Source organism: Filifactor sp. (assembly GCF_057248345.1).
In genome coordinates, this window is record NZ_DBHIIC010000002.1 from 1,829 (window position 1) to 15,612 (window position 13,784).

General features: G+C 35.4%; 12 protein-coding genes and 1 riboswitch. Of the genes, 7 read left to right on the plus strand and 5 right to left on the minus strand.

Features of this window, described 5'->3' with window-relative positions:
- Positions 1-505 precede the first annotated feature (505 nt).
- Positions 506-1,684: a methionine adenosyltransferase gene (gene metK / locus ACO5GE_RS00495; RefSeq protein WP_484828961.1), complete on the minus strand. Its 1,179-nt coding sequence runs from the start codon at positions 1,682-1,684 to the stop codon at positions 506-508.
- 264 nt (positions 1,685-1,948) lie between these two features.
- A riboswitch (SAM riboswitch) is annotated at positions 1,949-2,050 on the minus strand.
- A 363-nt stretch (positions 2,051-2,413) separates the two neighbouring features.
- The gene (locus ACO5GE_RS00500; protein ID WP_484828962.1) at positions 2,414-3,172 is read right to left on the minus strand and encodes a hypothetical protein; all 759 of its coding nucleotides are present in this window, start codon (positions 3,170-3,172) and stop codon (positions 2,414-2,416) included.
- Positions 3,173-3,388: 216 nt separating this feature from the next.
- Here ACO5GE_RS00500 and ACO5GE_RS00505 point away from each other — a divergent pair, with 216 nt between their 5' ends.
- The gene (locus tag ACO5GE_RS00505; protein WP_484828963.1) at positions 3,389-4,228 is read left to right on the plus strand and encodes a DegV family protein; all 840 of its coding nucleotides are present in this window, start codon (positions 3,389-3,391) and stop codon (positions 4,226-4,228) included.
- A 347-nt stretch (positions 4,229-4,575) separates the two neighbouring features.
- On the opposite strand, the gene ACO5GE_RS00510 is transcribed toward ACO5GE_RS00505, so the two are convergent.
- From ACO5GE_RS00510 to ACO5GE_RS00520, 3 genes are all read right to left on the minus strand, one after another.
- A complete protein-coding gene (locus ACO5GE_RS00510; RefSeq protein WP_484828964.1) occupies positions 4,576-5,619 on the minus strand; it encodes a ribonucleotide-diphosphate reductase subunit beta in 1,044 nt (347 codons plus the stop codon).
- A 138-nt stretch (positions 5,620-5,757) separates the two neighbouring features.
- Entirely contained in the window at positions 5,758-8,286 is a 2,529-nt protein-coding gene (locus ACO5GE_RS00515) for a ribonucleoside-diphosphate reductase subunit alpha (RefSeq protein ID WP_484828965.1), read from the minus strand.
- A gap of 163 nt (positions 8,287-8,449) precedes the next feature.
- A complete protein-coding gene (locus ACO5GE_RS00520) occupies positions 8,450-9,136 on the minus strand; it encodes a Crp/Fnr family transcriptional regulator (protein WP_484828966.1) in 687 nt (228 codons plus the stop codon).
- Between the two features lie 113 nt (positions 9,137-9,249).
- On the opposite strand from ACO5GE_RS00520, the gene ACO5GE_RS00525 reads away from it, so the two are divergent.
- The 6 genes from ACO5GE_RS00525 (at position 9,250) to hcp (ending at position 13,726) form a co-directional block, all read left to right on the plus strand.
- Positions 9,250-10,041: an ATP-binding protein gene (locus tag ACO5GE_RS00525; RefSeq protein WP_484829037.1), complete on the plus strand. Its 792-nt coding sequence runs from the start codon at positions 9,250-9,252 to the stop codon at positions 10,039-10,041.
- Positions 10,042-10,167: 126 nt separating this feature from the next.
- Positions 10,168-10,854, plus strand: coding sequence for a DUF2249 domain-containing protein (locus tag ACO5GE_RS00530; RefSeq protein ID WP_484828967.1), 687 nt, complete (start codon positions 10,168-10,170; stop codon positions 10,852-10,854).
- Between the two features lie 36 nt (positions 10,855-10,890).
- Positions 10,891-11,112 carry a hypothetical protein gene (locus tag ACO5GE_RS00535; RefSeq protein ID WP_484828968.1) on the plus strand — a complete coding sequence of 74 codons (222 nt, stop codon included), beginning with the start codon at positions 10,891-10,893 and terminating at the stop codon, positions 11,110-11,112.
- Positions 11,113-11,129: 17 nt separating this feature from the next.
- Entirely contained in the window at positions 11,130-11,783 is a 654-nt protein-coding gene (locus ACO5GE_RS00540; RefSeq protein WP_484828969.1) for a cupin domain-containing protein, read from the plus strand.
- A 44-nt stretch (positions 11,784-11,827) separates the two neighbouring features.
- Complete coding sequence (locus ACO5GE_RS00545) at positions 11,828-12,094, plus strand: TIGR04076 family protein (RefSeq protein WP_484828970.1); 267 nt, start codon at positions 11,828-11,830, stop codon at positions 12,092-12,094.
- Positions 12,095-13,726, plus strand: a complete 1,632-nt coding sequence (gene hcp, locus ACO5GE_RS00550; RefSeq protein ID WP_484828971.1) for a hydroxylamine reductase — start codon at positions 12,095-12,097, stop codon at positions 13,724-13,726.
- Positions 13,727-13,784: the final 58 nt, after the last annotated feature.

The following is a 13,784-nucleotide window of genomic DNA, read 5'->3' on the forward strand; positions in this document are numbered from 1 at the left end:
TCTTTTTCTTCTTATCTTTTTCTTCTTGTCTTTTTCTTCTTATCTTTTTCTTCTTATCTTTTTCTTCTTGTCTTTTTCTTCTTATCTTTTATTTCTTATCTTTTACTTCTTATCTTTGGTTGAAACTATCTATGTGAATGATTCCAAGACAATACTGTTTCCTATTCCGGTACTACTACATTATTATATTTTATGATTTCAAGCCTTGTTCCTCACAAGTTAGTACATACTCTATCATTTCTATCCTTTCTAGAAAAAATTCAAGTGACACTCTTACGTTGAATAGATGAAAATTTGATAGACTGTTACCTGGATATTCTTTCACTGAATGATGTTTAAATTTCTATATTTCTATCTTTGTATTTCTATTTTTGTATTTCTAAAAAAGTTTCATACTATAAAACAAATCTCTCTTTTCTATTGTAATAGGATATAAAATAGAAGTCTACACAAAAAATAACCGAATTCTTTCTGTAACAAAACAGAAGGAATTCGGTTAACTAAACTATGCTTGAATTGCTTGTTTCAACTCATCTACTCTATTTGTTTGTTCCCATTGGAAACCTTGGTCTTCTCTTCCGAAATGACCATAAGCTGCAGTCTTTTTGAAAATCGGTTTTCTCAAATCAAGTTGTTCTATAATTGCTCTTGGGCGAAGATCGAACACTTTGCGTACTGCTTGCTCAATTTTTTCTACTGCAACAGTTTCTGTCCCAAATGTCTCTACTAAGATAGACACCGGTTCAGCGACCCCGATTGCATAAGCTAATTGAATCTCACATTTTTTTGCAAGTCCTGCTGCAACAATGTTTTTTGCAACCCATCTTGCTGCGTAACTCGCTGAGCGATCGACTTTGGTAGAGTCTTTTCCTGAGAACGCTCCACCACCATGGCGAGAATATCCACCATAGGTATCCACGATGATTTTACGACCTGTTAAACCGGAATCTCCATGAGGCCCTCCAATCACAAAACGACCTGTCGGATTTACAAGATATTTTGTATTTTCATCAATCCACTGTCCTTGCAACACTTCGTCAATCACATAATGTTTCAAATCTTTTTGCATTTGTTCGATGTTCACTTCTTCACTGTGTTGAGATGAAATCAAAATCGTATCAATACGAACAGGTTTGTCATCCTCATATTCTACAGTTACCTGCGTTTTTCCATCCGGTCTCAAATAAGGAAGAACTCCTTTTTTACGAACTTCTGTCAATTTCAAAGCCAATCTATGTGCCAATGAAATCGGTAGTGGCATCAATTCCGGTGTTTCATCACAAGCGAAACCGAACATCATCCCTTGATCTCCTGCTCCGATTTGAAGGTCAGCTGATGTTCCGTCTTTGCTTTCTTTTGCTTTATCTACACCCAACGCAATATCTACACTTTGCTCGTCAATGGCATTGACAACAGCGCAGGTATCACAGTCGAATCCATATTTTGCACGGTCATATCCGATTTCACGGATTGTTTCACGGACTGTTTTTTGAAAATCTACGTATGCCTCTGTAGAAATTTCTCCAATTACCATTACCAATCCTGTTGTAACTGTCGTTTCACAAGCAACACGAGAGTTTGGATCTTGTGCCAAAAGTGCATCCAAAATCGCATCTGAAATTTGGTCACAGATTTTATCAGGATGCCCCTCTGTTACTGACTCCGATGTAAATAATTTTCTCATTTTATTCCTCCTACTTAACTATCATTTTAAAAAATCTTTTCTTTACCTTATATATTTATCCCAATTTAAACAATTCCCTACAAAATAATTTTGTATGCTACGATAGCTGATTCATTTCGTCTTTCTCTGCTGTAAACCAATATCATGTATTACAAACGGATAAGCCGTTCTTATCACTGTCTGACGAATCTCTGAATCTACAGTTTGCGCAATAAAAAACCTCTCTAATATAGAGAGGTCTTAACTACAATTTTGTAACTAAAAACCTCATCTGCCAAAAATAATTTTTTTGCAGGAATTAGCACCATGCATTCTGCTGGTTGCCGGGCATCAACGGGCCAGTCCCTCCGCCACTCTTGATAAGGTTATCAAGAAATTATTTATTTTGTGTATCATATTTTACTGGAATAGATATGATTTGTCAATACAATGATTAAGAAAACTAAGTTCCTTTTATGAAACAAGTCGGTTTATAACAAGAAGTCTGCTTCAACTTTTTTGGCAATACTTTTCTTTTATACAAAGAAAACTCTTTTGATTATGTGAAAAGTTCTTGTATTTCGCTAATAGTTTTGTTCTACAGACATCATTAACATCCTACTTAGTATTTCATATATTTTCCACATTCCCCACAAAGAAAAGACCACTTTTTATACGTTGGAAGCAATCAATCAATTTATCTATATTTCTGTCTTTTTCCTCCTGTCGCCTTTTTCATAAGTCCTTACTTTATGAAGTTGTTTTGTCCACCACTATCATCACACTATTTTCAGCTGTCACATCAATTTTAGAGTCACCATTTCCAAATACCTTTGTATCTTGATATGGTCCGTCTGTGATGACACCTTCATCTTCCGGTAATGACACCATACTATATTTCAAATCTACTGAAACAGTTGCATTCACAGTCTGAAAGTCCATATTGAACACTGTGTCATTTATCTTCCCGTGGATAGGAAATGTTTCCTCGCCTTTTATAGAAATCACCGAATCTTTCGAATTCAAATTTAATTCATTCCAAGTACTGTTGACTTCAACTACACTGTTTTCGCTCTGAATATTCAACTTCATTTGTTCAGGAGAAGGGACATAAACAACTATCTTCCATCCCGGACTGCCATCATCTCTGTTTCTCGTTTTGATATGAAGTCCGTTCTCTTTCATTTCTATCGAAAAAAAGTCTTCTGTTTTCACATCTTCATGATTTGAAAAAATTTCATATTTCGGTTGATCTCCTTTCTTCAAAACAATCTCTACATCCTTAGCATCCAAATCTAAGAATGAATAGTCTTGCTCTTGTTCAACCGATGTTATCAAATATTCATTCTTCCACTTTTCTCTTCTTTCTACTTGTGTTCCCGCTCTCATTAACCGTTCTGTCTGAGTTGACATATTCACAAGTTCATTGATTTGATTTGTACCACAACCTGTCATCGTTCCCAATCCAACACAAAGCATCAAGCCTATCAAAAGATATTTAAATCGCATCCCGTCATTCCCCTTTGTCAAATAGTCAAAAACTATAAATTTATTAATTTCTTTCTCTATTATAGCAAATAATTTTGCATTTCACCTATTTTTATTTTATTTTTGTTGTATAATGTATGTATATTCTAAAAAGATATGTTCAATCAAAAACAGTTTTCTATCGATATGCCTTTCTTCGGCAGAATATCTGTTTACTTCAAAAAAGGGGAAATGATTATGATAAAAATTGTTGTAGATTCCAGTTGCGACACACAAAAATTAAACAATACAGAATCTATTTTATATGAAAGAGTTCCACTCACGATTCGAGTTGGAGAAACAGAATATGTTGATGATGATTCTATCGATGTTATCGCGATGTTGAGTGATATTTCTACAAAGACAAAACGCTCTTCCACCGCTTGTCCGTCACCTGATGCATGGCTCAAATCCTACCAAGGTGCTGACGAAATATATGTCTTCACCATTACAAGCGGTTTGTCAGGAAGTTACAGTTCTGCCGTACTTGCAAAAGATATGTTGCTTGAACAAAATCCAAATATAAAAATTCATATTTTTGATACCTTGAGTGCAGGTCCTGAAATCAGTCTACTTGTTGAAAAAACTGTTGAATTGATTTCTGCAAACAATTCATTTGAAGATATTGTATCTGCAATAAACCGTTATAAGTCCAATACCAAGCTACTGTTCATGCTATATAACTTGGATGCTTTGATTTCAAATGGTCGATTACCAAAAATTGCAGGATTTGCAACAAGTATTTTGGGAATTTCTATGCTCGGTGCTGCAAGTGAAGAAGGAACATTGAAACCTCTTCACAAGGTGAGAGGTACTGCAAAAGGTCTTCGCTTGATTTTATCCGAAATGATTTCTAACCACTTTGAGGGCGGAAAGGTCATTATCTCTCATGTTTATAATGAGTCTATTGCTCTTGCTGTCAAAGAAACCATCTTGAAACAATTTCCCGGTTGTCCAATTCAAATTATGAAAACAAGAGGATTGTGTAGCTATTATGCAAGTAGAGACGGCTTCTTGATTGGATATGAAACAAATTAAATAAACAGATAACATAGTAGGCATAAATTATACAAAAAAATGAAACCTTCTTTTTTTCAGCGAAGGTTTCATTTTTTATTTCTCTTGTTTCTTTCTGTACCATTATCATATTAAAACATCATAGAAAACATTGGAATTTTCTAATTTTTATTTCATAACCTGTGTCTGTCATTTTCAAAAACAGATATGTTCTGTTTCTATCTATTTTTTATCGAATGTTACTATAACTAATTGTAACAGCTTTTATTTGAACATCGATTTCTACATTTCTACATAATATCAAAATTGAATTGTTGCCATTTATCATTCTTCAGTTCCAATCTATTCTGTCTTTGTTATCGAATCTTTTATAGGTCATCCTCTATCACACTTGACTTTGCATACGCTGAAACTTTTCCTTCAAAGAAATCTGTTTTGATTGCATTCGGATCGGAATACTCACTTACCCAAGACATGGATTCAGGTTCTCTTTGATAGCCTTCATAAATCGGTTCAAATCCCAATCCTCTACAGCGCAAGTTCCCCAAGTATTTCAAATAATCTTCCACCATTTGCATCGTTAAGCCTTTGATATGGTCTCCAATCACATAGTTTGCCCACTTGATCTCTTCTTCAACTCCTTGTCGAATCATATTACGAAATACTTCGATATTTTCCGGTGTAAAGAGTTCCGGTTCTTCTTTTTTCAGCTCCAAGATAATGGAACGGAACAACCATAGATGGGAATTCTCATCTCGATTGATATATCGAATCTCTTGAACAGTTCCCGGCATTTTGCCATTTCTTCCAAGCGCATAGAAGAACATGAATCCGGAATAAAAATAAATTCCTTCCAAAATATAGTTCGCAACAACTGTTTTTACCAAATTATACTTTGTACGATTATAGAAGAAGTCATTGTACTGATCTCCGATAAATTTGTTTCGAGCAAGTAAAAAAGGATCGTCCTTCCATTGGTAAAGAATTTCTGTTCTCTCTTCAGGGGAACAGATACTATCTAAAATATACCCATAACTTTGGGAGTGAATTGCCTCTTGATATGCTTGTATGGTAAGACAAAGGTTCACTTCATTTGCAGTGATAAATTCTCCAACATTAGGAAGATTTGCAGTTTGTAAGGAATCTAAAAAGATTAAGAAGGACAGAATCTTATCATAAGCTTCTTTTTCCTCAATTTCTAAATTACGATAATCTTTGATGTCTTGTGTCAAATTGATTTCTTCCGGAATCCAAAAGTTATTCATAGCATGTCGATACCAATCACTTACCCATGTGTATTTCATATTGTTGAAATCATTTAAGTTTGTTGTATTTCCATTTATCATTCTACGTTTGGAAAGTTCAATATCTCCATTTTCATTGAACAACTGTTTTCGTTTAATTTCCTCCACCATTCTCCTCCTCTTTTTTTCACATTCCTTGTCCTTCTCTTGTCACAAAAGAACTTATCCTCATACTATTTTTTAAATTCATTCTTTTCTTCATTCTTACCATCTTTATATTGTTTCCCATGATTTCTTTCAATCATTTTATGCACTGCAACTGTCACAATCTTCAACTTCCAGCGACTTGCTTCTCACATAGTAGATTGTCTTTACACCATATTCGTACGCACTGATATAGAGTTTCAACATACGACTCATACTGAACTCCGTTGTAATATAAAGGTTGACCGACTGTGATTGATCGATGTGTCTTTGTCTAATTCCCGCTGATTGAATCACCCAATTTTGATCAATTTCATGGGCATTTTCATACATCCAAAATGTTTCTGCTGTCAAATCAGGAGCAACACGAGGAACAATCTGTCCTTTCTTTTCTTCCAAGAAATATCGTTTCATCACAGGATCAATTGACGCTGTCGTACCGGAAATAACAGAAGTGGAACCTGTCGGTGCAATCGCCATCAGATAGCCGTTTCTCATTCCGTATTGATTTACTTCTTTTCTCAACTCATTCCAACGAGTCGAATGATAGTTTCTCTTGTCAAAATAAGCGCCGTTATCCCAATCAGAACCTACAAAATACGGATAAGCACCTTTTTCTCTGCTGAGCTCACAACTTGCTTTGATGGCAAAGTAATTGATATCCTCGTACACTTCATCAGCAAATTGCAAATGTTCTTCGCTTTGGAACATGATTCCATTTTTAATCAAACTGTGATGATATCCGCTTGTCCCGAGTCCGATAGCACGATATTTTTGGTTGGTAATCTTCGCATAAGGAAGCGGATAGTAATTTAACTCAATAACGTTGTCCAATGCTCTTACAACAGTAGACACCACTTCTTCCAACTCTTTTTTGTTTTTGACATCAATGTTTCCAAGAACCAATGACGCCAAATTACATACTACAAAATCTCCTGCCTTGTTCTTCTCTACAACAATTTCTTCTCCGTCCACAACAACGATTTCTGTCGACATGGATTCAATTGCTTGCATATTTTGTGCAATTTCCGTACAAAGATTGGATGAATAAATCATTCCTTTATGTGAGTTCGGGTTGTATTCATTGACAATATCACGATTGAACACAAACGGCGTTCCGGTTTCGATTGCTGAACGCAGTATCAATCGAACCATATCCTTGACTGTTATGACTCTCTTGTCAATACGGGAATCTTCTATACAACTTTGATATTTTTCTTCCCATTCTTCTCCATAACAATCTTCCAAACGGAAACCTTTTACCTGTTCAATTTCATGAGGACACATCATATACCAGTTTGCATCACGATTTTCCTTCGCCAATTTCCAAAAATAATTCGGAACACAGATTGCAGGAAATACATCGTGAGCTTTCATACGGTCATCTCCATTATTGGTACGAATCTGCAAAAACTCCGGAACATCTTTATGCCAAATATCCAAATATACTGCACAGGCACCTTGACGAACTCCAAGCTGATCCACTGCAACAGCGGTATCATTCGCTAACTTAATCCAACGGATGACACCTCCTGCGACTCCCTTATGACCTCGAATATCTGACCCCATTGCACGAACTTTCCCAAAATAAAGTCCCATTCCTCCACCATGTTTTGACACCTGTGAAAAATTGGTAATGGATCGGTAGATTCCATCCAAGGTATCCGGAACCGTATCAATAAAACAAGAAGATAGTTGATGGAACGGTTTTCGTGCATTCGACATGGTCGGTGTTGCCATCGTCACCTTCAATTGACTGATGACATCATAGATTTTTTTTGCCCATTCCACCTTGTTTTCTTTTTCCGGAATTGCCAAATGCATGGCGATACCCATAAACATTTCTTGGACTTTCTCCAATACTTCGCCTTCTCTATCAGTAATTAAATATCGCTTGATTACCAAGTCCAGTCCACTATAGTTAAATAAGTAGTCTCTTTCTTGTTTCAAATAGGATTCCAACTCATCAATTTCATTCTCTTGGTATTGCTCCAAAATATAGTCTCCATACCGTTTTTCTTTCGTTAAATAATGGATTTTATCGCGAAATGAATATAGTTCTAATCGATTGGATCTCTCTTCGATTCGTTTATTTAATTGCAAAGATAAAAGTCTTGCTGCAATAAACTCCCACTTTGGTGCCTCTTTGCTTGTCAGCTCACTTGCAGCACGAACCAAAATACTCAAATATTCCTCTTCTGTCATATTTATTTTGATAAAAGATCTGAATTTTTGGTACAAGAAGGTAAGATTGTAAACATCTTCTGTAAAGATTTTTTGAATTTCTCTTAGTTCTTCCACAATAGAATTGTCTGAAAAATACTCATCAAAATCTTCTATCACCTTTCGCATTGTATGATGGCTCGCTCGATATAAAATATAAGATTTTACAACAGCATAGTAGTTGTTTTCTATCAACACAATTTCTACCAAATCCTGAATCTCTTCTACTGTAACAATATGTCCCTTTGGAAACTGTGTTCTCACTCTTTCCTCAATTGTATCAACCATGCTCCTAATCTTCTTTGAATCAACAGGAAGTCCTACGCTCAAAAACGCTTTTTGAATCGCTATTTCAATCTTTGAAGTGTCAAATTCTCGTTTTTCTCCACTTCTTTTCAAAATTTGCATCTCTTATACTCACTTTCTATATTTTGTATGTTTAAAATGGTTCTTTATAATAATACCATAGATATGGAAAACTGAAACAATATTGAAGAACAAAAAGTGTCAAATTTCGTGACATAAAAATCTATTCTTTTTCTATTAGTATGGAATAATAACTTCTTGTATTTTAGAACATATCATTATCCTCATAGATACTGTCTTTCAGTAGAAAATGATTTTTTTTGCAAACAATCAGTCCTTCCTTCTGCATTTTTCCAATCTCTTTTGACAAAGCAGTTCTGTCGACATTCAAATAATCCGCAAGCTGTTGTCTGTCAAACGGAATTGAGAAAGTATTTTTCTGTTTTTTTATTGAGATAAAACTTAAATAGGAAATCAATTTTCCACGAATCGTTTTGGCACTTGTATGAAATACTCTGTTAGAAAGTAAAAGATTCTTCCGTGTAGATATCGTTAACAAATTCGTTATCAGTTTTGTTTTCCACGATTCAAAACCGGAGTGATAAGAAGTGGTTATATTTCCTATATTCAAAAAGAATATTTTGCTATGTTCATTGGAACAAACATCCACTGCCAAAGGTTCATTTCCCAAAAAAGCATAGGTTTCTGCAAAGAAATCCCCGACACCTATATAGGAAAGTATGGTCTTATTTCCCAATAAATCGATACTTTCTACCGTGACACTTCCGGATAATACAATCCCCATTTTTTTCGTAGTAGAGCCTGCATATAAGACAGGCTCTCCTTTTTCATAACTTTTTTCTTCATAGCGCAAAACATCCAATGCAGACTGAATTTCCTCATCAGACATTCCTTTAAAAATAACAAATTCTCTCATTATTTCAATTTTCATAAAAAACTCCTAAATTTTTTAAAAATGTGGTAATTACCACTTATTAACTGTAGATACTATACTATACTCTAGTTACAAAGTCAAAGGGGAAAACACTAAAGGGGGAAACAATGATGATTAGAAAAATTATTAAAATAAATGAAGATAAATGCGATGGATGCGGAATCTGTGTAACAGCATGTCATGAAGGTGCGATAGACATCATAGACGGTAAAGCAAAATTGACAAGAGAAAGTTTTTGTGACGGACTTGGAGACTGTTTACCAAATTGTCCTCAAGAAGCTATCACATTTGAAGAAAGAGAAGCTCCGGCATACGATGAAGAAGCCGTAAAAAAAATGCAAAAGGAAAAAGCTGAAAAATTATTATCTGAAAAATTACTAACGGAGAATAATAACTTGACTGAACACGAAAAACAAATACAACTACAGATGTCAATGCATGCAGCGGGACAAGGATGTTCGGGTGCAAGATTTATGACATTTGATAAACCGAAGGAAGAGGCAGTACAAACAGATATAGGATATGCAAAGCCTGTTTCAAGACTTGGACAATGGCCATGTCAAATCAAATTGGTTCCTGTGAAAGCGCCGTTCTTTGATGGTGCGAAGCTTTTGATCGCTGCCGACTGTACTGCATTTGCTTATGCCAATTTACACGATGAATTTATGAAAGGCAAAATCACATTGATAGGATGTCCTAAACTGGATGAAGGCGACTACTCTGAAAAATTGACACAAATCATAACAGAAAATGATATCAAAAGCGTTACTGTTGTCAGAATGGAAGTTCCTTGTTGTGGTGGAATGCAAAGAGCAGCAGAAACTGCACTTCGTAACAGTGGCAAATTTATCCCATGGCAAATTATCACCATTACAAGAGACGGTAAAATTTTAGATTTATAAAAAAAATAAAAAAAGTGGTTAAAACCACATATAAATAGTTCAAAGTAGGGTATGATTAAACTAAGATATGATACAAATAAGTTAATGATCATTTGATAAAAACGTTAGAGAAACAGGAGGTATACAATGGCTTATACAGATTGGAAAAATAAGGTAAACGAATTCAAAAAAATTGATGTGAGAGGTGTTGTTGGAAACTTTTTTCAAGGCTTGAAAAAGCAAATGAGTGAGTTGCCACAAGGTCAAGGAGTTACTGTGATACAAACCTTTGATCCCATCCCTCTTTATGAAGTAATGGAAGATTTAGGATTCGAACATCATACAGAAAAAGTAACAGAATCTGAATTCCATGCTCATTTTTACAGAGCAGTAGTAAAACAACAAGAAAAAGATATTCCTATGCGTCCGGCAGCATTGACTAATATGCCGATTATCGATAAAGAACTTGGAAAAATCTCAGTAGAATTTTGGGATCTTACATGGAATGACAACAAGAGACATCTTCCATACGAAATCAGATTATTGCTATCTTTAACCAATGCAGTCGGAGCAGGAAGAATGCGTCAAGCTACTAGAGAACTGGTAAAAGCATATGTATTCGGGCTTGATAGCGCAGCTTTGGATGATGTGTTTGAATTGCTGGTATGGAATCAAGGAATCGGATATTTCAGTTCTGAAATAGGCCCATCTACCTTGTTTACAGCATATAAGACAATAAAACAAATGGAATCTCAAGGTAAAGAACGTTCAGAAATTATCCAAACATTAAAAGAAAAATTCGGAGAAAAAAATCCGGATATCAAAGTAATCTAAGAAACTAATCTAAGAAACTAATCTAAGGAGAAAATTATGGAACTTACAAGCAAAACAAAATTACAAGATTTATTAAACGAATACCCTTGGTTAAAAGAGGAAATTATAAAAGTAAATGATAAATTCAAATTGCTGAATACTCCTCTTGCCAATGTAATGTTGGGAAAAGCGGACTTGTCCATGATGAGTGAAAAAGCAGACATGGATATTGATGTATTGATTTCAAAGTTGAAGGAGCTCATTGAATCACACAAGTAAAAGGAGATGAGTGCAAAATGAAAGAAGTTATAGGTAAAGTATTTTCCATAGCAGATGATAATAAGGCAGTGGACGGTTGTACCATATCGAAAGAAGTGCAGGGCGGCGAAAACTATATCTCCTATTTTTCGATGGCACAGGATACTGATATCAGCGCAGAGTTATTCCCATACTACAAACTTATCATCTTAGCAGAAGGAGATCTTAATGTCTACGGATTTGCACAAGAGATGAGAACATTAAAAGAAAATGAAAGTATTGTTACACCGTTTGATGTACCTGTTGGTATGAAATCTGAAACAGGTGCAATATTTACAGAAATAGCAATAAGGAGGGACAGTATTATGAATAAAGTTGTAAAAGCAGGCGAAGCATTTCAATTGAGTAACTTGGTGCAATATCAAGATGGAAAAGTTGTAAATATGGATGTTGTTCACAACGACAAAATGAAATTTGTTGTAATGGCATTTGATGCGGGAACCGGATTATCGGAACACGCTGCACCGGGAGAAGCAATTATCTTTGCATTGGACGGAGAAGCGATTATCGGATATGAAGGAACAGAACATGTCCTAAAAGCAGGGGAAAACTTCCATTTTGCAAAAGCCGGAAAACACTATGTAAAAGCAGACAAAAAATTCAAAATGGCTCTTCTTTTGACATTGGAATAAGTATGAAAAATGGGATTGAATGATATAGAAAGGGTGAATCTATCATGTCTAAAAGACCAAAAATAACCATCACCCTGGTTGATAAGGTAGGAAAAGGGATGTGTCACAGGGGACACAAAATAGGAGACATCTGGGACTATGATCACGATAGAGGTACATTGTGTCCCTTAGTGATGCATACACTGTTTCCAATGATTGATATTGTGAGATATGGAGGAACACTTCCTGTTTCACACACCGGAACAGCAAGGTTTTGTTGTCCGGATGCAGATGTTATTAATATTTTTGAAATTAAAGAGGGGGAAGATTAAATGAGTATGTTTTGTTATCAATGTCAGGAAACTGTGAAAGGAATAGGTTGTACTGTAAAAGGGGTATGTGGTAAAACCGAAGATGTTGCAAAACTTCAGGATTTATTGATATACACAATAAAAGGAGTTTCCAAAATCGTAGTGGAAGGAAAAATAGATATTAAAGAATTGGATGAATTGAACTATCAATTCTTGAACAGTCTTTTCATGACCATTACAAATGCTAATTTTGATGAAGAATCAATCGAAAATCAAATAAAAAGAATGTTCGTATTACGTGACCGTTTAAGAGAGAACACTCAACTTGAAAATCTGCATGATGCATCAACTTTTGTTGTAGAATCAAAAGAACAAATGTTGTTAAAAGCATCTTCTGTAGGAGTATTAGCAACAGTAAACGAAGATATCCGTTCACTAAGAGAGTTGATTATTTACGGACTAAAGGGTATGGCAGCTTATGGAGAGCATGCATGGAACTTAGGGAAAAAGAATTTTGACGTATTATCCTTTATGTACGAAGCTTTGGCAGCTACATTGGATGATTCTCTTACTGTAGATGACTTGGTTCAATTAACATTGAAAACAGGAGAAATCGGAGTACAGGCTATGGCACTGCTTGACGAAGCAAATACAAGCAAATACGGACATCCTGAAATCACAAAAGTAAACATCGGTGTAAGAAACAATCCTGCAATTCTGATTTCAGGACATGATTTGACAGATTTGGAGCAGTTGTTGGAACAAACAGAAGGAACCGGAGTTGACGTATATACTCACAGCGAAATGCTTCCGGCTCACTACTATCCAAAATTCAAAAAGTATGAGCACTTTGCAGGTAACTATGGAAATGCATGGTGGAAACAGGTAGAAGAATTTGACTCCTTTAACGGACCGATTTTATTTACAACAAACTGTATCGTTCCACCAAGAAAAGAAGAAATCAGAAATAGAATTTTCACAACAGGTGCTACCGGTTATCCGGGATGTAAACATATTACACCTGATGAAAACGGAAAGAAAGACTTCTCTGAAATCATCGCTCTTGCAAAAACACTACCTTCTCCAACAGAAATCGAAACAGGCATCATCGTAGGAGGATTTGCACACAACCAAGTTCTTTCCTTAGCTGATCAAATCGTAGAAGCGGTAAAAAGCGGAGCTATCAAAAAATTCTTTGTTATGGCAGGTTGTGACGGTAGAATGAAATCCAGAAGTTACTATACTGAATTTGCACAAAAATTACCGAATGACACCGTTATCCTGACAGCAGGTTGTGCAAAATACAGATACAACAAACTAAACCTACCTGATATTAACGGTATTCCAAGAGTATTGGACGCAGGACAATGTAACGATTCTTACTCTTTAGCTGTAATCGCATTAAAACTGAAAGAAGTATTCGGTTTAGATGACATCAACGAATTGCCAATCGCTTTCAATATTGCATGGTATGAACAAAAGGCAGTAATCGTATTGTTAGCACTTCTTTACCTAGGAGTGAAAAATATTCACTTGGGACCGACACTACCGGGATTCTTATCTCCAAATGTTGCAAAAGTTCTTGTAGATAACTTCGGTATCGCAACCATCGGTGAAGTGGAAGATGATATTGAATTATTTATGAATATGTAAGAAAAACCAACTGATATAAATCAATCTAGTTCAAAAAAACGACCGAGAATCCATTCTC

Bases quoted from the DNA above. Each gene is read 5' to 3' on its own strand.
- metK (WP_484828961.1), bottom strand. From the start codon at position 1,684: ATGAGAAAATTATTTACATCGGAGTCAGTAACAGAGGGGCATCCTGAT.
- ACO5GE_RS00500 (WP_484828962.1), bottom strand. From the start codon at position 3,172: ATGCGATTTAAATATCTTTTGATAGGCTTGATGCTTTGTGTTGGATTG.
- ACO5GE_RS00505 (WP_484828963.1), top strand. From the start codon at position 3,389: ATGATAAAAATTGTTGTAGATTCCAGTTGCGACACACAAAAATTAAAC.
- ACO5GE_RS00515 (WP_484828965.1), bottom strand. From the start codon at position 8,286: ATGCAAATTTTGAAAAGAAGTGGAGAAAAACGAGAATTTGACACTTCA.
- ACO5GE_RS00520 (WP_484828966.1), bottom strand. From the start codon at position 9,136: ATGAAAATTGAAATAATGAGAGAATTTGTTATTTTTAAAGGAATGTCT.
- ACO5GE_RS00525 (WP_484829037.1), top strand. From the start codon at position 9,250: ATGATTAGAAAAATTATTAAAATAAATGAAGATAAATGCGATGGATGC.
- ACO5GE_RS00530 (WP_484828967.1), top strand. From the start codon at position 10,168: ATGGCTTATACAGATTGGAAAAATAAGGTAAACGAATTCAAAAAAATT.
- ACO5GE_RS00535 (WP_484828968.1), top strand. From the start codon at position 10,891: ATGGAACTTACAAGCAAAACAAAATTACAAGATTTATTAAACGAATAC.
- ACO5GE_RS00540 (WP_484828969.1), top strand. From the start codon at position 11,130: ATGAAAGAAGTTATAGGTAAAGTATTTTCCATAGCAGATGATAATAAG.
- ACO5GE_RS00545 (WP_484828970.1), top strand. From the start codon at position 11,828: ATGTCTAAAAGACCAAAAATAACCATCACCCTGGTTGATAAGGTAGGA.
- hcp (WP_484828971.1), top strand. From the start codon at position 12,095: ATGAGTATGTTTTGTTATCAATGTCAGGAAACTGTGAAAGGAATAGGT.